Source organism: Leclercia sp. W17 (genome assembly GCF_003336325.1).
In the GTDB taxonomy this organism is placed as follows: domain Bacteria; phylum Pseudomonadota; class Gammaproteobacteria; order Enterobacterales; family Enterobacteriaceae; genus Enterobacter.
In genome coordinates, this window is the sequence record NZ_CP031101.1 from 415,872 (window position 1) to 432,790 (window position 16,919).

Below are 16,919 nucleotides of genomic sequence, written 5' to 3' on the forward strand. Positions count from 1 at the left end.
CGCCCCGCATCTTCATGCTTGTGCTATTGTAATCATAATTATTCTCACTTACACTTTGCACATATTTTGAACGGGAGTGGTTATGTACGTTTGTTTATGTAACGGTGTGAGTGATAAAAAAATTCGTCAGGCCGTTCGCCAGTTTCATCCTCAATCTTTTCAGCAGCTGCGTAAGTTTGTTCCGGTTGGAAATCAATGCGGTAAGTGCGTTCGCGCTGCCCGCGAGATTATGCAGGACGAATTGATGCAGATCCCGGAATACAAAGAGATTGCCTGAGGCGCATACTTTTCTTTTGACATCCCTGTAGCCCCATCTACGCTTCAATGAGTGGAAGCGGAGGGACTATAATGAAAGGTGATATCAAAATCATAAGTTATCTCAATAAATTATTGGGAAATGAGCTTGTCGCAATCAACCAATACTTTCTCCATGCGAGAATGTTCAAAAACTGGGGTCTGACTCGCCTCAACGATATTGAATACCATGAGTCCATCGATGAGATGAAGCACGCTGATAAATACATCGAGCGTATTCTGTTCCTCGAGGGTATCCCTAACCTGCAGGATCTCGGCAAGCTGGGTATCGGCGAAGATGTCGAAGAGATATTGCGTTCGGATCTGACGCTGGAGCTCGAAGGGGCGAAAGATCTGCGGGAAGCTATCGCTTATGCAGATAGCGTTCATGACTACGTCAGCCGCGATATGATGATTGAGATTCTGGCTGATGAAGAAGGGCACATCGACTGGCTGGAAACAGAACTGGATCTTATCAGTAAAATTGGGCTGCAAAATTACCTCCAGTCGCAAATTAAAGTGGAAAGCTGATCAGGCTTTGCCCACTCATCATTAAACCCGCTGCCGCCATGAAAGGTCCAAATGGCAGTGGGTTTTTTAATATCTGTTCCCCGGGTTTACACATCGCCAGGATGAGAAGATAAAGCGTAGCCAGCAACGCTGCTGATAATGCCAGCACAGGAAGTACGCACCATCCATGCCATGCGCCCAGCGCACCCAGATACTTTACGTCACCGTAACCCAGCCCTTCACGCTTACGTAGCAGCCTGTAACCCCAGTAAATAATCGCGAATCCTGTGTACCCCGCTATCGCCCCTGCGACGGCGGCAGGCAGCCGCTCGGGTTGAAGACAGAGGTGATAAAGCAGACCAACCCATAGTAGCGGGCAGAGATATCGGTCCGGAAGCAGATGTGAGCGGATATCCTCGCGAACTAACAGTGCTGTTAATCCCAGGTAGGCAAGCAAGAAGGGGAGGAGAGTAAGCATTGGCGTAAACCTCAATAGAATGTTTGCCTCCATATTCCATGCCCCCCAAAGGTGAAACAAACGGCAAACTAAAACGCTGCGAGACGCCTTCCTGCCTGTTATCACGACAATGTACGATTGCATCGTATTTACGAGGGGACACGCAAAATTGAGCTCTGCCGTCTATTTTCTAAACTGGGCTTGCGTCCTGCCCAGATTTACGTATAATGCGCGGGCTTGTCGTAATTGACAGCTGGTTCAATCTGAACCCCGGGCAGCAATCTTTTTCAGTTGCCTAACAATGCTCCCAATCGGGGAGCTACGTAAGAACGGTTACACTCTCCCATCAATCGTAATGGGTCTGAGTAGTGATCATTTTCGTTTATAAAATAATTGGAGCTCTGGTCTCATGCAGAACCAAAGAATCCGTATCCGCCTTAAAGCGTTTGATCATCGTCTGATCGATCAATCAACCGCGGAAATCGTCGAGACTGCTAAGCGCACTGGTGCGCAAGTCCGTGGTCCGATCCCGCTGCCGACCCGCAAAGAGCGCTTTACCGTTCTGATCTCCCCGCACGTTAACAAAGACGCGCGTGATCAGTACGAGATCCGCACTCACAAGCGTCTGGTTGACATCGTTGAGCCAACTGAGAAAACCGTTGATGCTCTGATGCGTCTGGATCTGGCTGCCGGTGTAGACGTGCAGATCAGCCTGGGTTAATCAGGTCATCGAGCGATTGAGAGGTTGATACAATGATTGGTTTAGTCGGTAAAAAAGTGGGTATGACCCGCATCTTCACTGAAGATGGCGTTTCTATCCCAGTAACCGTAATCGAAGTTGAAGCAAACCGCGTTACTCAGGTTAAAGATCTGGCTAACGATGGCTACCGCGCTATTCAGGTTACCACTGGTGCTAAAAAAGCTAACCGTGTAACCAAGCCAGAAGCGGGTCACTTCGCTAAAGCTGGCGTAGAAGCTGGCCGTGGTCTGTGGGAATTCCGCCTGGCTGAAGGCGAAGAGTTCACCGTAGGTCAGGACATTAGCGTTGAACTGTTTGCTGAAGTTAAAAAAGTTGACGTAACCGGTACCTCTAAAGGTAAAGGTTTTGCTGGTACCGTTAAGCGCTGGAACTTCCGTACCCAGGACGCTACTCACGGTAACTCCTTGTCTCACCGCGTTCCGGGTTCTATCGGTCAGAACCAGACTCCGGGCAAAGTGTTCAAAGGCAAGAAAATGGCAGGTCAGCTGGGTAACGAACGTGTAACCGTTCAGAGCCTGGACGTAGTACGTGTTGACGCTGAGCGCAACCTGCTGCTGGTTAAAGGTGCGGTCCCGGGCGCAACCGGTAGCGACCTGATCGTTAAACCAGCTGTGAAGGCGTAAGGGGATAGCAATGGAATTAGTATTGAAAGACGCGCAGAGCGCGCTGACTGTTTCCGAAACTACCTTCGGTCGTGATTTCAACGAAGCGCTGGTTCACCAGGTTGTTGTTGCTTATGCAGCTGGTGCTCGTCAGGGTACTCGTGCTCAGAAGACTCGTGCTGAAGTAACTGGTTCCGGCAAAAAGCCGTGGCGCCAGAAAGGTACTGGCCGTGCGCGTTCAGGTTCTATCAAGAGCCCGATCTGGCGTTCCGGTGGCGTGACCTTCGCTGCTCGCCCGCAGGACCACAGTCAAAAAGTTAATAAAAAGATGTACCGCGGCGCGCTGAAAAGCATCCTGTCCGAGCTGGTACGTCAGGATCGTCTGATCGTTGTCGAATCTTTCTCTGTAGAAGCGCCTAAAACTAAGCTGCTGGCACAGAAACTGAAAGACATGGCTCTGGAAGATGTGCTGATCATCACCGGTGAGCTGGACGAGAACCTGTTCCTGGCCGCACGTAACCTGCACAAGGTTGACGTACGCGATGCGACTGGTATCGACCCGGTTAGCCTGATCGCCTTCGACAAAGTCGTAATGACTGCTGATGCTGTTAAGCAAGTTGAGGAGATGCTGGCATGATTCGTGAAGAACGTCTGCTGAAGGTGCTGCGCGCACCGCACGTTTCTGAAAAAGCGTCTACTGCGATGGAAAAAACTAACACCATCGTTCTCAAAGTTGCTAAAGACGCGACCAAAGCAGAAATCAAAGCTGCTGTGCAGAAACTGTTTGAAGTCGAAGTCGAAGTCGTTAACACCCTGGTAGTTAAAGGGAAAGTTAAACGTCACGGACAGCGTATCGGTCGTCGTAGCGACTGGAAAAAAGCTTACGTCACCCTGAAAGAAGGCCAGAATCTGGACTTCGTTGGCGGCGCTGAGTAAGTCGGAGGAGTAATACAATGGCAGTTGTTAAATGTAAACCGACATCTCCGGGTCGTCGCCACGTTGTTAAAGTGGTTAACCCTGAGCTGCACAAGGGCAAGCCTTTTGCTCCGTTGCTGGAAAAGAACAGCAAATCCGGTGGTCGTAACAACAATGGCCGTATCACCACTCGTCACATCGGTGGTGGCCACAAGCAGGCTTATCGTATTGTTGACTTTAAACGCAACAAAGACGGTATCCCAGCAGTTGTTGAGCGTCTTGAGTACGATCCGAACCGTTCCGCGAACATCGCGCTGGTTCTGTACAAAGATGGCGAACGCCGTTACATCCTGGCCCCTAAAGGCCTGAAAGCTGGCGACCAGATTCAGTCTGGCGTTGATGCTGCAATCAAAGCAGGTAACACCCTGCCGATGCGCAATATCCCGGTTGGTTCTACCGTTCATAACGTAGAAATGAAACCAGGTAAAGGCGGTCAGCTGGCACGTTCCGCTGGTACTTACGTTCAGATCGTTGCGCGTGATGGTGCTTATGTCACCCTGCGTCTGCGTTCTGGTGAAATGCGTAAAGTCGAAGCAGACTGCCGCGCTACCCTGGGCGAAGTTGGCAATGCTGAGCATATGCTGCGCGTTCTGGGTAAAGCAGGTGCTGCACGCTGGCGTGGTGTTCGTCCTACCGTTCGCGGTACTGCGATGAACCCAGTCGACCACCCACATGGTGGTGGTGAAGGTCGTAACTTTGGTAAGCACCCGGTAACTCCGTGGGGCGTTCAGACCAAAGGTAAGAAGACCCGCAGCAACAAGCGTACTGATAAATTTATCGTACGTCGCCGTAGCAAATAATATTAGAGGATAAGCCATGCCACGTTCTCTCAAGAAAGGTCCTTTTATTGACCTGCACTTGCTGAAGAAGGTAGAGAAAGCGGTGGAAAGCGGAGACAAGAAGCCCCTGCGCACTTGGTCCCGTCGTTCAACGATCTTTCCTAACATGATCGGTTTGACCATCGCTGTCCATAATGGTCGTCAGCACGTTCCAGTATTCGTTTCCGATGAAATGGTCGGTCACAAACTGGGTGAATTCGCACCGACTCGTACTTATCGCGGCCACGCTGCTGATAAAAAAGCGAAGAAGAAATAAGGTAGGAGGAAGAGATGGAAACTTTAGCTCAACATCGCCATGCTCGTTCTTCTGCTCAGAAGGTTCGCCTTGTTGCTGACCTGATTCGCGGTAAGAAAGTGTCGCAGGCCCTGGATATTCTGACCTACACCAATAAGAAAGCGGCTGTACTGGTCAAGAAAGTTCTGGAATCTGCCATTGCTAACGCTGAACACAACGATGGCGCTGACATTGACGATCTGAAAGTTGCGAAAATTTTCGTAGACGAAGGCCCGAGCATGAAGCGCATTATGCCGCGTGCGAAAGGTCGTGCAGATCGCATCCTGAAGCGCACCAGCCACATTACTGTGGTTGTGTCCGATCGCTGAGACTCTGGAGACTAGCAATGGGTCAGAAAGTACATCCTAATGGTATTCGCCTGGGTATTGTAAAACCATGGAACTCAACCTGGTTTGCGAACACCAAAGAATTCGCTGACAACCTGGACAGCGATTTTAAAGTACGTCAGTACCTGACTAAGGAACTGGCTAAAGCGTCCGTATCTCGTATCGTAATCGAGCGTCCGGCTAAGAGCATCCGTGTAACCATTCACACTGCTCGTCCTGGCATCGTTATCGGTAAGAAAGGCGAAGACGTAGAAAAACTGCGCAAGGTCGTAGCGGATATCGCTGGCGTTCCTGCACAGATCAATATCGCTGAAGTTCGTAAGCCTGAACTGGACGCAAAACTGGTTGCTGACAGCATCACTTCTCAGCTGGAACGTCGTGTTATGTTCCGTCGTGCTATGAAGCGTGCTGTACAGAACGCAATGCGTCTGGGCGCTAAAGGTATCAAAGTTGAAGTTAGCGGCCGTCTGGGCGGCGCGGAAATCGCACGTACCGAATGGTACCGCGAAGGTCGCGTACCGCTGCACACTCTGCGTGCTGACATCGACTACAACACCTCTGAAGCGCACACCACTTACGGTGTAATCGGCGTTAAGGTATGGATCTTCAAAGGTGAGATCCTGGGTGGTATGGCTGCTGTTGAACAACCGGAAAAACCGGCTGCGCAACCTAAAAAGCAGCAGCGTAAAGGCCGTAAATAAGGAGCGTCGCTGATGTTACAACCAAAGCGTACAAAATTCCGTAAAGTGCACAAAGGCCGCAACCGTGGTCTGGCGCAGGGTACGGATGTTAGCTTCGGCACTTTCGGTCTGAAAGCTGTTGGCCGTGGTCGTCTGACTGCACGTCAGATCGAAGCAGCACGTCGTGCTATGACCCGTGCAGTTAAGCGTCAAGGTAAAATTTGGATCCGTGTATTCCCGGACAAACCAATTACCGAGAAGCCGCTGGAAGTTCGTATGGGTAAAGGTAAAGGTAACGTGGAGTACTGGGTTGCCTTGATCCAACCGGGCAAAGTCCTGTATGAAATGGACGGTGTTCCGGAAGAGCTGGCCCGTGAAGCCTTCGGCCTGGCAGCAGCGAAACTGCCTATCAAAACCACCTTTGTAACTAAGACGGTGATGTAATGAAAGCAAATGAGCTGCGTGAAAAAAGCGTAGAAGAGCTGAACGCTGAGCTGCTGAACCTGCTGCGTGAGCAGTTCAACCTGCGTATGCAGGCTGCAAGTGGCCAGCTGCAACAGACTCACCTGCTGAAGCAAGTGCGTCGTGATGTTGCACGCGTTAAGACTTTACTGACTCAGAAGGCGGGTGCGTAATGACCGATAAAATCCGTACTCTGCAAGGTCGTGTTGTTAGCGACAAAATGGAGAAATCCATCGTTGTTGCTATCGAGCGCGTTGTGAAACACCCGATCTACGGTAAATTCATCAAGCGTACGACCAAACTGCACGTACATGACGAGAACAACGAATGTGGTATCGGTGACGTGGTAGAAATCCGCGAATGCCGTCCACTGTCCAAGACTAAGTCCTGGACGCTGGTTCGCGTTGTAGAGAAAGCGGTTCTGTAATAGAGTAGCCTTCTCGATACGAATAAACGGCTCAGCGATGAGCCGTTTATTTTTTCTACCCATATTGCAGAAGCGGTGTTATAATGCCGCGCCCTCGATATGGGGCTTTTTAACGGCTCTGATTTTAGAGTCTCAGGTAGTAGTTGACATTAGCGGAGCACTAAAATGATCCAAGAACAGACTATGCTGAACGTCGCCGACAACTCCGGTGCACGTCGCGTAATGTGTATCAAGGTTCTGGGTGGCTCGCACCGTCGCTACGCAGGCGTAGGCGACATCATCAAGATCACCATCAAAGAAGCAATTCCACGTGGTAAGGTCAAGAAAGGTGATGTGCTGAAAGCGGTAGTGGTGCGCACCAAGAAGGGTGTTCGTCGCCCTGACGGTTCTGTCATTCGCTTCGATGGTAATGCATGCGTTATTTTAAACAATAACAGCGAGCAGCCTATCGGCACGCGTATCTTTGGGCCGGTAACTCGTGAACTTCGTACTGAGAAGTTCATGAAAATTATCTCTCTGGCACCAGAAGTACTCTAAGGAGCGAATCATGGCAGCGAAAATCCGTCGTGATGACGAAGTTATCGTGTTAACCGGTAAAGATAAAGGTAAACGCGGTAAAGTAAAAAATGTCCTGTCTTCCGGCAAGGTCATTGTTGAAGGTATCAACCTGGTTAAGAAACATCAGAAGCCGGTTCCGGCCCTGAACCAGCCAGGTGGCATCGTTGAAAAAGAAGCTGCTATTCAGGTTTCTAACGTTGCAATCTTCAATGCGGCAACCGGCAAGGCTGACCGTGTAGGCTTTAGATTCGAAGACGGCAAAAAAGTCCGTTTCTTCAAGTCTAACAGCGAAACTATCAAGTAATTTGGAGTAGTACGATGGCGAAACTGCATGATTACTACAAAGACGAAGTAGTTAATAAGCTCATGACTGAGTTTAACTACAATTCTGTCATGCAAGTCCCTCGGGTCGAGAAGATCACCCTGAACATGGGTGTTGGTGAAGCGATCGCTGACAAGAAACTGCTGGATAACGCAGCAGCTGACCTGGCAGCTATCTCCGGTCAAAAACCGTTGATCACCAAAGCACGCAAATCTGTTGCAGGCTTCAAAATCCGTCAGGGCTATCCGATCGGCTGTAAAGTAACTCTGCGTGGCGAACGCATGTGGGAGTTCTTTGAGCGCCTGATCACTATTGCTGTACCTCGTATCCGTGACTTCCGTGGCTTGTCCGCCAAGTCTTTCGACGGTCGTGGTAACTACAGCATGGGTGTCCGTGAGCAGATCATCTTCCCAGAAATCGACTACGATAAAGTCGACCGCGTGCGTGGTTTGGATATTACCATTACCACTACTGCGAAATCTGACGAAGAAGGCCGTGCTCTGCTGGCTGCCTTTGACTTCCCGTTCCGCAAGTAAGGTAGGGTTACTGAATGGCTAAGCAATCAATGAAAGCACGCGAAGTAAAGCGCGTAGCTTTAGCTGATAAATTCTTCGCTAAACGCGCTGAACTGAAAGCGATCATTTCTGATGTGAACGCTTCCGACGAAGATCGTTGGAATGCAGTTCTCAAGCTGCAGACTCTGCCGCGTGATTCCAGCCCGTCTCGTCAGCGTAACCGCTGCCGTCAAACTGGTCGTCCGCACGCTTTCCTGCGGAAGTTCGGGTTGAGCCGTATCAAGGTCCGTGAAGCCGCAATGCGCGGTGAAATCCCGGGTCTGAAAAAGGCTAGCTGGTAATTGTCACCAATTGAATCACGGGAGTAAAGACAGATGAGCATGCAAGATCCGATCGCGGATATGCTGACCCGTATCCGTAACGGTCAGGCCGCGAACAAAGCTGCGGTCACCATGCCTTCCTCCAAGCTGAAAGTGGCAATCGCCAACGTGCTGAAGGAAGAAGGTTTTATCGAAGATTTTAAAGTTGAAGGCGACACCAAGCCTGAACTGGAACTTACTCTTAAGTATTTCCAGGGCAAGGCTGTTGTAGAAAGCATTCAGCGTGTCAGCCGCCCAGGTCTGCGCATCTACAAACGTAAAGATGAGCTGCCAAAAGTTATGGCCGGCATGGGTATCGCAGTTGTTTCTACCTCTAAAGGTGTTATGACTGATCGTGCAGCGCGCCAGGCTGGTCTTGGTGGCGAAATTATCTGCTACGTAGCCTAATCGGAGGAAAAAATGTCTCGTGTTGCTAAAGCACCGGTCGTTGTTCCTGCCGGCGTTGATGTAAAAATCAACGGTCAGGTTATTACGATCAAAGGTAAAAACGGCGAGCTGACTCGTACTCTCAACGATGCTGTTGAAGTTACTCATGCAGATAACGCTCTGACTTTCGGCCCACGTACTGGTTACGTTGATGGCTGGGCTCAGGCTGGTACCGCGCGTGCCCTGCTGAACTCAATGGTTATCGGTGTTACCGAAGGCTTCACTAAGAAGCTGCAGCTGGTTGGTGTAGGTTATCGTGCAGCGATCAAAGGGAACGCAGTAAGCCTGGCTCTGGGCTTCTCTCACCCTGTTGAACACGCGCTGCCAGCAGGTATTACTGCAGAATGCCCGTCTCAGACTGAAATCGTGCTGAAAGGCGCTGATAAACAGCTGATCGGTCAGGTTGCAGCAGATCTGCGCGCCTACCGTCGTCCTGAGCCTTACAAAGGCAAGGGTGTTCGTTACGCCGACGAAGTCGTGCGTACCAAAGAGGCTAAGAAGAAGTAAGGTAACACTATGGATAAGAAATCTGCTCGTATCCGTCGTGCGACCCGCGCACGCCGCAAGCTCAAAGAGCTGGGTGCAACTCGCCTGGTGGTACATCGTACCCCGCGTCACATTTACGCACAGGTAATTGCACCGAACGGTTCTGAAGTTCTGGTAGCTGCTTCTACTGTAGAAAAAGCTATCTCTGAACAATTGAAGTACACCGGTAACAAAGACGCCGCTGCAGCTGTAGGTAAAGCTGTTGCTGAACGCGCTCTGGAAAAAGGCATCAAAGATGTTTCCTTTGACCGTTCCGGGTTCCAATATCATGGTCGTGTCCAGGCACTGGCAGATGCTGCCCGTGAAGCTGGCCTTCAGTTCTAAGGTAGAGGTGTAAGATGGCTCACATCGAAAAACAAGCTGGCGAACTGCAGGAAAAGCTGATCGCGGTTAACCGCGTATCTAAAACCGTTAAAGGTGGTCGTATTTTCTCCTTCACAGCTCTGACTGTAGTTGGCGATGGTAACGGTCGCGTTGGTTTTGGTTACGGTAAAGCGCGTGAAGTTCCAGCAGCGATCCAGAAAGCGATGGAAAAAGCCCGTCGCAATATGATTAACGTCGCGCTGAACCACGGCACCCTGCAGCACCCAGTTAAGGGTACTCACACGGGTTCTCGTGTCTTCATGCAGCCGGCTTCCGAAGGTACCGGTATCATCGCCGGTGGTGCAATGCGCGCCGTTCTGGAAGTCGCTGGGGTTCATAACGTTCTGGCTAAAGCATACGGTTCCACCAACCCGATCAACGTGGTTCGTGCAACTATTGATGGCCTGGAAAATATGAAATCTCCAGAAATGGTCGCTGCCAAGCGTGGTAAATCCGTTGAAGAAATTCTGGGGTAATTGACCATGGCAAAGACTATTAAAATTACACAAACCCGCAGTGCAATCGGACGTCTGCCGAAACACAAGGCAACGCTGCTTGGCCTGGGTCTGCGTCGTATTGGTCATACCGTTGAGCGCGAGGATACTCCTGCTGTACGTGGTATGGTCAACGCGGTTTACTTCATGGTTAAAGTTGAGGAGTAAGAGATGCGTTTAAATACTCTGTCTCCGGCCGAAGGCTCTAAAAAGGCGGGTAAACGCCTGGGTCGTGGTATCGGTTCTGGCCTCGGCAAAACCGGTGGTCGTGGTCACAAAGGTCAGAACTCTCGTTCTGGCGGTGGCGTACGTCGCGGTTTCGAGGGTGGCCAGATGCCACTGTACCGTCGTCTGCCGAAGTTCGGCTTCACCTCTCGCAAATCAGCGATCACAGCCGAAGTTCGTCTGTCTGATCTGGCGAAAGTTGAAGGCGGCGTTGTAGACCTGAACACGCTTAAAGCAGCAAACATTATCGGTATTCAGATCGAGTTCGCGAAAGTGATCCTGTCTGGTGAAGTTTCTACCCCGGTAACTGTTCGTGGCCTGCGTGTTACTAAAGGTGCTCGTGCTGCTATCGAAGCTGCTGGCGGTAAAATTGAGGAATAAGTAGCAGATGGCTAAACAACCGGGATTAGATTTTCAAAGTGCCAAAGGTGGGCTTGGCGAACTGAAACGCAGACTTTTGTTTGTGATCGGTGCGCTGATTGTTTTCCGTATTGGCTCTTTTATTCCGATCCCTGGTATTGATGCCGCTGTACTTGCCAAACTGCTTGAGCAACAGCGTGGCACCATCATTGAAATGTTTAACATGTTCTCTGGTGGTGCTCTCAGCCGTGCTTCTATCTTTGCTCTGGGTATCATGCCGTACATTTCGGCATCGATTATTATCCAGCTGCTGACGGTCGTTCATCCGGCCTTGGCAGAACTGAAGAAAGAAGGGGAGTCTGGTCGTCGTAAGATCAGCCAGTACACCCGCTACGGTACTCTGGTGCTGGCAATATTCCAGTCGATCGGTATTGCTACCGGTCTACCGAATATGCCTGGTATGCAGGGCCTGGTTATTAACCCAGGCTTTGCATTCTATTTCACCGCTGTTGTAAGTCTGGTTTCAGGAACAATGTTCCTGATGTGGCTCGGCGAACAAATTACTGAACGGGGTATCGGTAACGGTATTTCGATCATTATTTTCGCCGGTATTGTTGCGGGACTCCCGCCAGCCATTGCCCATACTATCGAGCAAGCGCGTCAAGGCGACCTGCACTTCCTCCTGTTGCTGTTGGTTGCAGTATTAGTATTTGCAGTGACGTTCTTTGTTATTTTCGTTGAACGTGGTCAACGCCGCATTGTGGTAAACTACGCGAAACGTCAGCAAGGTCGTCGTGTCTATGCTGCACAGAGCACACATTTACCGCTGAAAGTGAATATGGCAGGGGTAATCCCGGCAATCTTCGCTTCCAGTATTATTCTGTTCCCGGCGACCATCGCGTCATGGTTCGGGGGCGGGACTGGTTGGAACTGGCTGACAACAATTTCGCTGTATTTGCAGCCTGGGCAACCGCTTTATGTGTTACTCTATGCGTCTGCGATCATCTTCTTCTGTTTCTTCTACACGGCGTTGGTCTTCAACCCGCGTGAAACAGCAGATAACCTGAAGAAGTCCGGTGCATTTGTACCAGGAATTCGTCCGGGAGAGCAAACGGCGAAGTATATCGATAAAGTAATGACCCGCCTGACTCTGGTTGGTGCGCTTTATATTACCTTTATCTGCCTGATCCCGGAGTTCATGCGTGATGCAATGAAAGTACCGTTCTACTTCGGTGGAACCTCACTGCTTATCGTTGTTGTCGTGATTATGGACTTTATGGCTCAAGTGCAAACTCTAATGATGTCAAGTCAGTACGAGTCTGCATTGAAGAAGGCGAACCTGAAAGGCTACGGCCGCTAATAGGTCGCCCGAGAAGTTACGGAGAGTAAAAATGAAAGTTCGTGCTTCCGTCAAGAAATTATGCCGTAACTGCAAAATCGTTAAGCGTGATGGTGTCATCCGTGTGATTTGCAGTGCCGAGCCGAAGCATAAACAGCGCCAAGGCTGATTATTTCGCATATTTTTCTTGCAAAGTTGGGTTGAGCTGGCTAGATTAGCCAGCCAATCTTTTGTATGTCTGTACGTTTCCATTTGAGTATCCTGAAAACGGGCTTTTCAGCATGGTGCGTACATATTAAATAGTAGGAGTGCATAGTGGCCCGTATAGCAGGCATTAACATTCCTGATCAGAAACATGCTGTGATCGCATTAACTTCGATCTATGGCGTCGGCAAGACCCGTTCTAAAGCCATTCTGGCTGCAGCGGGTATCGCTGAAGATGTTAAGATCAGTGAGCTGTCTGAAGAACAAATCGACACGCTGCGTGACGAAGTTGCCAAATTTGTCGTTGAAGGTGATCTGCGCCGTGAAGTTAGCATGAGCATCAAGCGCCTGATGGATCTTGGTTGCTATCGCGGTTTGCGTCATCGTCGTGGTCTGCCAGTGCGCGGTCAGCGTACTAAGACCAACGCACGTACCCGTAAGGGTCCGCGCAAACCGATCAAGAAATAATCGGGGTGATTGAATAATGGCAAAGGCACCAGTTCGTGCACGTAAGCGTGTAAGAAAACAAGTCTCTGACGGCGTGGCTCATATCCATGCTTCTTTCAACAACACCATCGTTACTATTACTGATCGTCAGGGTAACGCGCTGGGTTGGGCAACAGCCGGTGGTTCCGGTTTCCGTGGTTCTCGCAAATCCACTCCGTTCGCAGCTCAGGTTGCAGCAGAGCGTTGCGCTGAAGCCGTAAAAGAATACGGCATCAAGAATCTGGAAGTTATGGTAAAAGGTCCGGGTCCGGGTCGCGAATCTACCGTTCGTGCTCTGAACGCCGCTGGTTTCCGCATCACTAATATTACTGATGTGACTCCGATCCCTCATAACGGTTGTCGTCCGCCGAAAAAACGTCGCGTATAACGCGTTCGTTTTCCAGGTTTGTTGGAGATAGAAAATGGCAAGATATTTGGGTCCTAAGCTCAAGCTGAGCCGTCGTGAGGGCACCGACTTATTCCTTAAGTCTGGCGTTCGCGCGATCGATACCAAGTGTAAAATTGAACAAGCTCCTGGCCAGCACGGTGCGCGTAAACCGCGTCTGTCTGACTATGGTGTGCAGTTGCGTGAAAAGCAAAAAGTTCGCCGTATGTACGGTGTGCTGGAGCGTCAGTTCCGTAACTACTATAAAGAAGCAGCACGTCTGAAAGGCAACACCGGTGAAAACCTGTTGGCTCTGCTGGAAGGTCGTCTGGACAACGTTGTATACCGTATGGGCTTTGGCGCCACTCGTGCTGAAGCACGTCAGATGGTTAGCCATAAAGCAATCATGGTAAACGGTCGTGTTGTTAACATCGCTTCTTATCAGGTTAAAGCGAATGACGTTGTTAGCATTCGTGAGAAAGCGAAAAAGCAATCTCGCGTGAAAGCCGCTCTGGAGCTGGCTGAGCAGCGTGAAAAGCCAACCTGGCTGGAAGTTGATGCTGGCAAGATGGAAGGTACGTTCAAGCGTCAGCCAGAACGTTCTGATCTGTCTGCGGACATTAACGAACACCTGATCGTCGAGCTTTACTCCAAGTAAAGCTTAGTACCAAAGAGAGGACACAATGCAGGGTTCTGTGACAGAGTTTCTAAAACCGCGCCTGGTAGATATCGAGCAAGTGAGTTCGACGCACGCCAAGGTGACCCTTGAGCCTTTAGAGCGTGGCTTTGGCCATACTCTGGGTAACGCACTGCGCCGTATTCTGCTCTCATCGATGCCGGGTTGCGCGGTGACCGAGGTTGAGATTGATGGTGTACTTCATGAGTACAGCACCAAAGAAGGCGTTCAGGAAGATATCCTTGAAATCCTGCTCAACCTGAAAGGGCTGGCGGTGAGAGTTCAGGGTAAAGATGAAGTTATTCTTACTCTGAATAAATCTGGCATTGGCCCTGTGACTGCAGCCGACATCACCCACGACGGTGATGTTGAAATCGTCAAGCCGCAGCACGTGATCTGCCACCTGACCGATGAGAACGCAGCTATTAGCATGCGTATCAAAGTTCAGCGCGGTCGTGGTTATGTGCCGGCTTCTGCCCGAATTCATTCGGAAGAAGATGAGCGCCCAATCGGCCGTCTGCTGGTCGACGCATGCTACAGCCCTGTAGAGCGTATTGCCTACAATGTTGAAGCAGCGCGTGTAGAACAGCGTACCGACCTGGACAAGCTGGTCATCGAAATGGAAACCAACGGCACAATCGATCCTGAAGAGGCGATTCGTCGTGCGGCAACCATCCTGGCAGAACAACTGGAAGCTTTCGTTGACTTACGTGATGTACGTCAGCCGGAAGTGAAAGAAGAGAAACCAGAATTCGATCCGATCCTGCTGCGCCCTGTTGACGATCTGGAATTGACTGTCCGCTCTGCTAACTGCCTCAAGGCAGAAGCTATCCACTATATCGGTGATCTGGTACAGCGTACCGAGGTTGAGTTGCTGAAAACGCCGAACCTGGGTAAAAAATCTCTTACTGAGATTAAAGACGTGCTGGCTTCACGTGGTCTGTCTCTGGGCATGCGCCTGGAAAACTGGCCACCAGCAAGCATTGCTGACGAGTAACCGGATCACAGGTTAAGGTTTTACTGAGAAGGATAAGGTCATGCGCCATCGTAAGAGTGGTCGTCAACTGAACCGCAACAGCAGCCATCGCCAGGCTATGTTCCGCAACATGGCAGGTTCACTGGTTCGTCATGAAATCATCAAGACGACCCTGCCTAAAGCGAAAGAGCTGCGTCGCGTAGTTGAGCCGCTGATTACTCTTGCCAAGACTGACAGCGTTGCTAATCGTCGTCTGGCATTCGCCCGTACTCGTGATAACGAGATCGTGGCAAAACTGTTTAACGAACTGGGCCCGCGTTTCGCGAGCCGTGCCGGTGGTTACACTCGCATTCTGAAGTGTGGCTTCCGTGCAGGCGACAACGCGCCGATGGCTTACATCGAGCTGGTTGATCGTTCAGAGAAAGCAGAAGCTGCTGCAGAGTAATCTGCAGTAACGTAAAAAAACCCGCCTCGGCGGGTTTTTTTATATCTGCTGAATCCCCATTTTCTACACTAGTCATATTCTTTTCCTTCTTACTGGAGTTTTGCTATGTGGTTATTGGACCAATGGGCAGAACGACACATTCTGGATGCCCAGCGCCAGGGTGAATTCGATGACCTGCCCGGCAGTGGCCAGCCGCTGAAACTGGATGATGATTCACATGTCCCCCCAGAGCTTAGAGCAGCCTACCGCATGTTGAAAAATGCGGGTTGCCTCCCGCCTGAACTTGAACAGCGTAAAGAGGCGATCGAACTGTCTCAATTGCTTTCCACAGTCAAAGAGGGCACTGCAGCGCATGCGGATTACGCTCGCCGACTCGCCCTTCTGGAACTAAAGCTTCGCCAGGCGGGAGCGAGTACTGAGTTTCTGCGCGGGGACTATGCTGATCGTCTAATGCAAAAAATGAAGGAGGAGTAGCGATGTATCGTATTGGTGAGCTTGCTAAGCTGGCTGAGGTTACCCCTGATACTATTCGTTATTACGAAAAGCAGCAGATGATGGAACATGAGATTCGCACTGAAGGGGGCTTCCGGCTTTATACCGACCGGGATCTTCAGCGCCTTAAGTTTATTCGTCATGCGCGACAGCTGGGATTTACCCTGGAATCGATCCGCGAGCTACTGTCGATCCGTATCGATCCCGAGCATCACACCTGCCAGGAATCAAAAAGTATTGTGCAGGCGAGATTGAGTGAAGTCGAGGCGCGCATCGAAGAGCTTCAAACCATGCGGCTCTCTTTACAGCGGTTGAACGATGCCTGTTGCGGTACTGCACATAGCAGCGTTTACTGTTCTATTCTGGAAACCCTTGAACAAGGGGCGAATGGCGAGTCTTGTGGATGTTGATTTTATTGTCAGCACCTTCTACACTCGCGTCGATATTTTGAACACTGGAGAAAGTATGAGCCATTATCAACACAAGAAAGGTCAGATCAACGACAATGCCATCGAGGCGTTACTGCATGATCCTTTATTCAGACAGCGGATCGAGAAGAATAAGAAAGGGAAAGGAAGTTATCTGCGCAAAACTAAACATGCAAAACGGGGTAACTGGGAGGCCAGTGGCAAGCAAGCGAATCGCTTTCTTACCACTGGCCTTCTTGCTTTGAGCGGCTTACAAAGTGCGGTTGTTCTGCGCTTTCAGTAAGTCACGAATTTCAGTAAGCAGCACTTCTTCTTTCGATGGGGCTGGCGGCGCAGCCGGTTCTTCTTTTTTCTTACGGTTTAATTTGTTGATGAGCTTAATGGCCATAAAGATGGCAAAAGCAACAATCATGAAATCAAATACGTTTTGAATAAACACGCCATAGTGCATTACCACTGCAGGGACATCACCTTGCGCTTCCCGCAGCGTTATGGCGAATTGCTTGAAATCTATTCCGCCAATTAAAAGGCCCAGTGGTGGCATGATGATATCCGCAACCAGTGATGAAACGATCTTGCCAAACGCCGCACCAATAATCACACCCACAGCCAAATCCACTACGTTTCCGCGCATCGCAAATTCGCGAAATTCTTTAATAAAACTCATTTTGT

Annotated in this window: 35 protein-coding genes; 33 read left to right on the top strand and 2 right to left on the bottom strand. The window is 50.3% G+C overall.

Translation table 11 applies throughout. The features are described from left to right. The first annotated feature begins 82 nt into the window (after nucleotides 1–82). Nucleotides 83–277 (top strand): bacterioferritin-associated ferredoxin, encoded by a 195-nt coding sequence (gene bfd / locus DVA44_RS02015; protein ID WP_059180778.1) that lies wholly within the window; start codon nucleotides 83–85, stop codon nucleotides 275–277. Nucleotides 278–348: 71 nt separating this feature from the next. Then, nucleotides 349–825, top strand: a complete 477-nt coding sequence (gene bfr, locus DVA44_RS02020) for a bacterioferritin (RefSeq protein WP_103177268.1) — start codon at nucleotides 349–351, stop codon at nucleotides 823–825. Here the strand turns inward: bfr and DVA44_RS02025 are convergent. Then, entirely contained in the window at nucleotides 809–1,282 is a 474-nt protein-coding gene (locus tag DVA44_RS02025; RefSeq protein WP_114317176.1) for an A24 family peptidase, read from the bottom strand. The two genes, bfr and DVA44_RS02025, sit on opposite strands and share 17 nt — an antisense overlap. Nucleotides 1,283–1,670: 388 nt before the next feature. Here DVA44_RS02025 and rpsJ point away from each other — a divergent pair, with 388 nt between their 5' ends. From rpsJ to DVA44_RS02180, 31 genes are all read left to right on the top strand, one after another. Then, nucleotides 1,671–1,982, top strand: a complete 312-nt coding sequence (rpsJ, locus tag DVA44_RS02030) for a 30S ribosomal protein S10 (RefSeq protein WP_001181005.1) — start codon at nucleotides 1,671–1,673, stop codon at nucleotides 1,980–1,982. Nucleotides 1,983–2,014: 32 nt separating this feature from the next. Then, complete coding sequence (gene rplC, locus DVA44_RS02035; protein WP_006817279.1) at nucleotides 2,015–2,644, top strand: 50S ribosomal protein L3; 630 nt, start codon at nucleotides 2,015–2,017, stop codon at nucleotides 2,642–2,644. 10 nt (nucleotides 2,645–2,654) lie between these two features. Further along, on the top strand, nucleotides 2,655–3,260 hold the full coding sequence (rplD, locus tag DVA44_RS02040; protein WP_003031119.1) for a 50S ribosomal protein L4: 606 nt from the start codon (nucleotides 2,655–2,657) through the stop codon (nucleotides 3,258–3,260). After that, the gene (gene rplW / locus DVA44_RS02045; RefSeq protein WP_000617546.1) at nucleotides 3,257–3,559 is read left to right on the top strand and encodes a 50S ribosomal protein L23; all 303 of its coding nucleotides are present in this window, start codon (nucleotides 3,257–3,259) and stop codon (nucleotides 3,557–3,559) included. Before rplD ends, rplW begins: the two co-directional genes overlap by 4 nt. A gap of 17 nt (nucleotides 3,560–3,576) precedes the next feature. After that, nucleotides 3,577–4,398: a 50S ribosomal protein L2 gene (gene rplB, locus DVA44_RS02050; protein ID WP_000301859.1), complete on the top strand. Its 822-nt coding sequence runs from the start codon at nucleotides 3,577–3,579 to the stop codon at nucleotides 4,396–4,398. A 16-nt stretch (nucleotides 4,399–4,414) separates the two neighbouring features. Further along, nucleotides 4,415–4,693, top strand: a complete 279-nt coding sequence (rpsS, locus tag DVA44_RS02055) for a 30S ribosomal protein S19 (RefSeq protein ID WP_001138115.1) — start codon at nucleotides 4,415–4,417, stop codon at nucleotides 4,691–4,693. Between the two features lie 14 nt (nucleotides 4,694–4,707). Continuing rightward, nucleotides 4,708–5,040 (top strand): 50S ribosomal protein L22, encoded by a 333-nt coding sequence (gene rplV, locus DVA44_RS02060; protein WP_002919773.1) that lies wholly within the window; start codon nucleotides 4,708–4,710, stop codon nucleotides 5,038–5,040. Between the two features lie 17 nt (nucleotides 5,041–5,057). After that, nucleotides 5,058–5,759 (top strand): 30S ribosomal protein S3, encoded by a 702-nt coding sequence (gene rpsC / locus DVA44_RS02065; RefSeq protein WP_000529945.1) that lies wholly within the window; start codon nucleotides 5,058–5,060, stop codon nucleotides 5,757–5,759. A gap of 12 nt (nucleotides 5,760–5,771) precedes the next feature. Beyond that, nucleotides 5,772–6,182, top strand: coding sequence for a 50S ribosomal protein L16 (rplP, locus tag DVA44_RS02070; RefSeq protein WP_002919759.1), 411 nt, complete (start codon nucleotides 5,772–5,774; stop codon nucleotides 6,180–6,182). Beyond that, entirely contained in the window at nucleotides 6,182–6,373 is a 192-nt protein-coding gene (gene rpmC, locus DVA44_RS02075; RefSeq protein ID WP_032614707.1) for a 50S ribosomal protein L29, read from the top strand. The genes rplP and rpmC overlap by 1 nt, the downstream gene beginning before the upstream one ends. Beyond that, nucleotides 6,373–6,627 carry a 30S ribosomal protein S17 gene (gene rpsQ / locus DVA44_RS02080; RefSeq protein ID WP_008457160.1) on the top strand — a complete coding sequence of 85 codons (255 nt, stop codon included), beginning with the start codon at nucleotides 6,373–6,375 and terminating at the stop codon, nucleotides 6,625–6,627. Before rpmC ends, rpsQ begins: the two co-directional genes overlap by 1 nt. Nucleotides 6,628–6,792: 165 nt before the next feature. Beyond that, complete coding sequence (rplN, locus tag DVA44_RS02085; RefSeq protein ID WP_002919748.1) at nucleotides 6,793–7,164, top strand: 50S ribosomal protein L14; 372 nt, start codon at nucleotides 6,793–6,795, stop codon at nucleotides 7,162–7,164. A 10-nt stretch (nucleotides 7,165–7,174) separates the two neighbouring features. Next, complete coding sequence (gene rplX, locus DVA44_RS02090; RefSeq protein WP_000729185.1) at nucleotides 7,175–7,489, top strand: 50S ribosomal protein L24; 315 nt, start codon at nucleotides 7,175–7,177, stop codon at nucleotides 7,487–7,489. Nucleotides 7,490–7,503: 14 nt separating this feature from the next. After that, a complete protein-coding gene (gene rplE / locus DVA44_RS02095) occupies nucleotides 7,504–8,043 on the top strand; it encodes a 50S ribosomal protein L5 (protein WP_007702494.1) in 540 nt (179 codons plus the stop codon). 14 nt (nucleotides 8,044–8,057) lie between these two features. Beyond that, entirely contained in the window at nucleotides 8,058–8,363 is a 306-nt protein-coding gene (gene rpsN, locus DVA44_RS02100) for a 30S ribosomal protein S14 (RefSeq protein ID WP_042396030.1), read from the top strand. Between the two features lie 33 nt (nucleotides 8,364–8,396). Continuing rightward, nucleotides 8,397–8,789 carry a 30S ribosomal protein S8 gene (gene rpsH / locus DVA44_RS02105; RefSeq protein ID WP_003031127.1) on the top strand — a complete coding sequence of 131 codons (393 nt, stop codon included), beginning with the start codon at nucleotides 8,397–8,399 and terminating at the stop codon, nucleotides 8,787–8,789. A gap of 12 nt (nucleotides 8,790–8,801) precedes the next feature. Next, nucleotides 8,802–9,335 carry a 50S ribosomal protein L6 gene (rplF, locus tag DVA44_RS02110; RefSeq protein WP_103177266.1) on the top strand — a complete coding sequence of 178 codons (534 nt, stop codon included), beginning with the start codon at nucleotides 8,802–8,804 and terminating at the stop codon, nucleotides 9,333–9,335. Between the two features lie 9 nt (nucleotides 9,336–9,344). Then, nucleotides 9,345–9,698 carry a 50S ribosomal protein L18 gene (rplR, locus tag DVA44_RS02115; protein ID WP_039076817.1) on the top strand — a complete coding sequence of 118 codons (354 nt, stop codon included), beginning with the start codon at nucleotides 9,345–9,347 and terminating at the stop codon, nucleotides 9,696–9,698. Nucleotides 9,699–9,712: 14 nt separating this feature from the next. After that, on the top strand, nucleotides 9,713–10,213 hold the full coding sequence (gene rpsE, locus DVA44_RS02120) for a 30S ribosomal protein S5 (protein ID WP_007369821.1): 501 nt from the start codon (nucleotides 9,713–9,715) through the stop codon (nucleotides 10,211–10,213). Nucleotides 10,214–10,219: 6 nt separating this feature from the next. Further along, nucleotides 10,220–10,399 (top strand): 50S ribosomal protein L30, encoded by a 180-nt coding sequence (rpmD, locus tag DVA44_RS02125; protein WP_003863301.1) that lies wholly within the window; start codon nucleotides 10,220–10,222, stop codon nucleotides 10,397–10,399. A 3-nt stretch (nucleotides 10,400–10,402) separates the two neighbouring features. Further along, nucleotides 10,403–10,837, top strand: coding sequence for a 50S ribosomal protein L15 (gene rplO / locus DVA44_RS02130; protein ID WP_039032065.1), 435 nt, complete (start codon nucleotides 10,403–10,405; stop codon nucleotides 10,835–10,837). A 7-nt stretch (nucleotides 10,838–10,844) separates the two neighbouring features. Beyond that, nucleotides 10,845–12,176, top strand: a complete 1,332-nt coding sequence (gene secY / locus DVA44_RS02135) for a preprotein translocase subunit SecY (protein WP_103177265.1) — start codon at nucleotides 10,845–10,847, stop codon at nucleotides 12,174–12,176. A 31-nt stretch (nucleotides 12,177–12,207) separates the two neighbouring features. Next, a complete protein-coding gene (rpmJ, locus tag DVA44_RS02140) occupies nucleotides 12,208–12,324 on the top strand; it encodes a 50S ribosomal protein L36 (protein ID WP_000868187.1) in 117 nt (38 codons plus the stop codon). Between the two features lie 146 nt (nucleotides 12,325–12,470). Next, nucleotides 12,471–12,827, top strand: coding sequence for a 30S ribosomal protein S13 (gene rpsM, locus DVA44_RS02145; protein WP_003031135.1), 357 nt, complete (start codon nucleotides 12,471–12,473; stop codon nucleotides 12,825–12,827). A 16-nt stretch (nucleotides 12,828–12,843) separates the two neighbouring features. After that, complete coding sequence (rpsK, locus tag DVA44_RS02150) at nucleotides 12,844–13,233, top strand: 30S ribosomal protein S11 (protein ID WP_003863312.1); 390 nt, start codon at nucleotides 12,844–12,846, stop codon at nucleotides 13,231–13,233. Nucleotides 13,234–13,267: 34 nt separating this feature from the next. Next, complete coding sequence (gene rpsD / locus DVA44_RS02155) at nucleotides 13,268–13,888, top strand: 30S ribosomal protein S4 (RefSeq protein WP_032614687.1); 621 nt, start codon at nucleotides 13,268–13,270, stop codon at nucleotides 13,886–13,888. Between the two features lie 25 nt (nucleotides 13,889–13,913). Further along, nucleotides 13,914–14,903: a DNA-directed RNA polymerase subunit alpha gene (gene rpoA / locus DVA44_RS02160; RefSeq protein WP_002919219.1), complete on the top strand. Its 990-nt coding sequence runs from the start codon at nucleotides 13,914–13,916 to the stop codon at nucleotides 14,901–14,903. A gap of 40 nt (nucleotides 14,904–14,943) precedes the next feature. After that, nucleotides 14,944–15,327 carry a 50S ribosomal protein L17 gene (rplQ, locus tag DVA44_RS02165; RefSeq protein ID WP_001216368.1) on the top strand — a complete coding sequence of 128 codons (384 nt, stop codon included), beginning with the start codon at nucleotides 14,944–14,946 and terminating at the stop codon, nucleotides 15,325–15,327. A gap of 105 nt (nucleotides 15,328–15,432) precedes the next feature. Then, nucleotides 15,433–15,801: a DUF1992 domain-containing protein gene (locus DVA44_RS02170; protein WP_114385632.1), complete on the top strand. Its 369-nt coding sequence runs from the start codon at nucleotides 15,433–15,435 to the stop codon at nucleotides 15,799–15,801. A gap of 2 nt (nucleotides 15,802–15,803) precedes the next feature. Then, nucleotides 15,804–16,229 (top strand): Zn(2+)-responsive transcriptional regulator, encoded by a 426-nt coding sequence (gene zntR / locus DVA44_RS02175; RefSeq protein WP_114385633.1) that lies wholly within the window; start codon nucleotides 15,804–15,806, stop codon nucleotides 16,227–16,229. Between the two features lie 55 nt (nucleotides 16,230–16,284). Further along, entirely contained in the window at nucleotides 16,285–16,530 is a 246-nt protein-coding gene (locus tag DVA44_RS02180; protein ID WP_114388362.1) for an alternative ribosome-rescue factor A, read from the top strand. Here the strand turns inward: DVA44_RS02180 and mscL are convergent. Next, entirely contained in the window at nucleotides 16,498–16,914 is a 417-nt protein-coding gene (mscL, locus tag DVA44_RS02185) for a large-conductance mechanosensitive channel protein MscL (protein ID WP_103177261.1), read from the bottom strand. The two genes, DVA44_RS02180 and mscL, sit on opposite strands and share 33 nt — an antisense overlap. Between the last annotated feature and the right edge of the window lie 5 nt (nucleotides 16,915–16,919).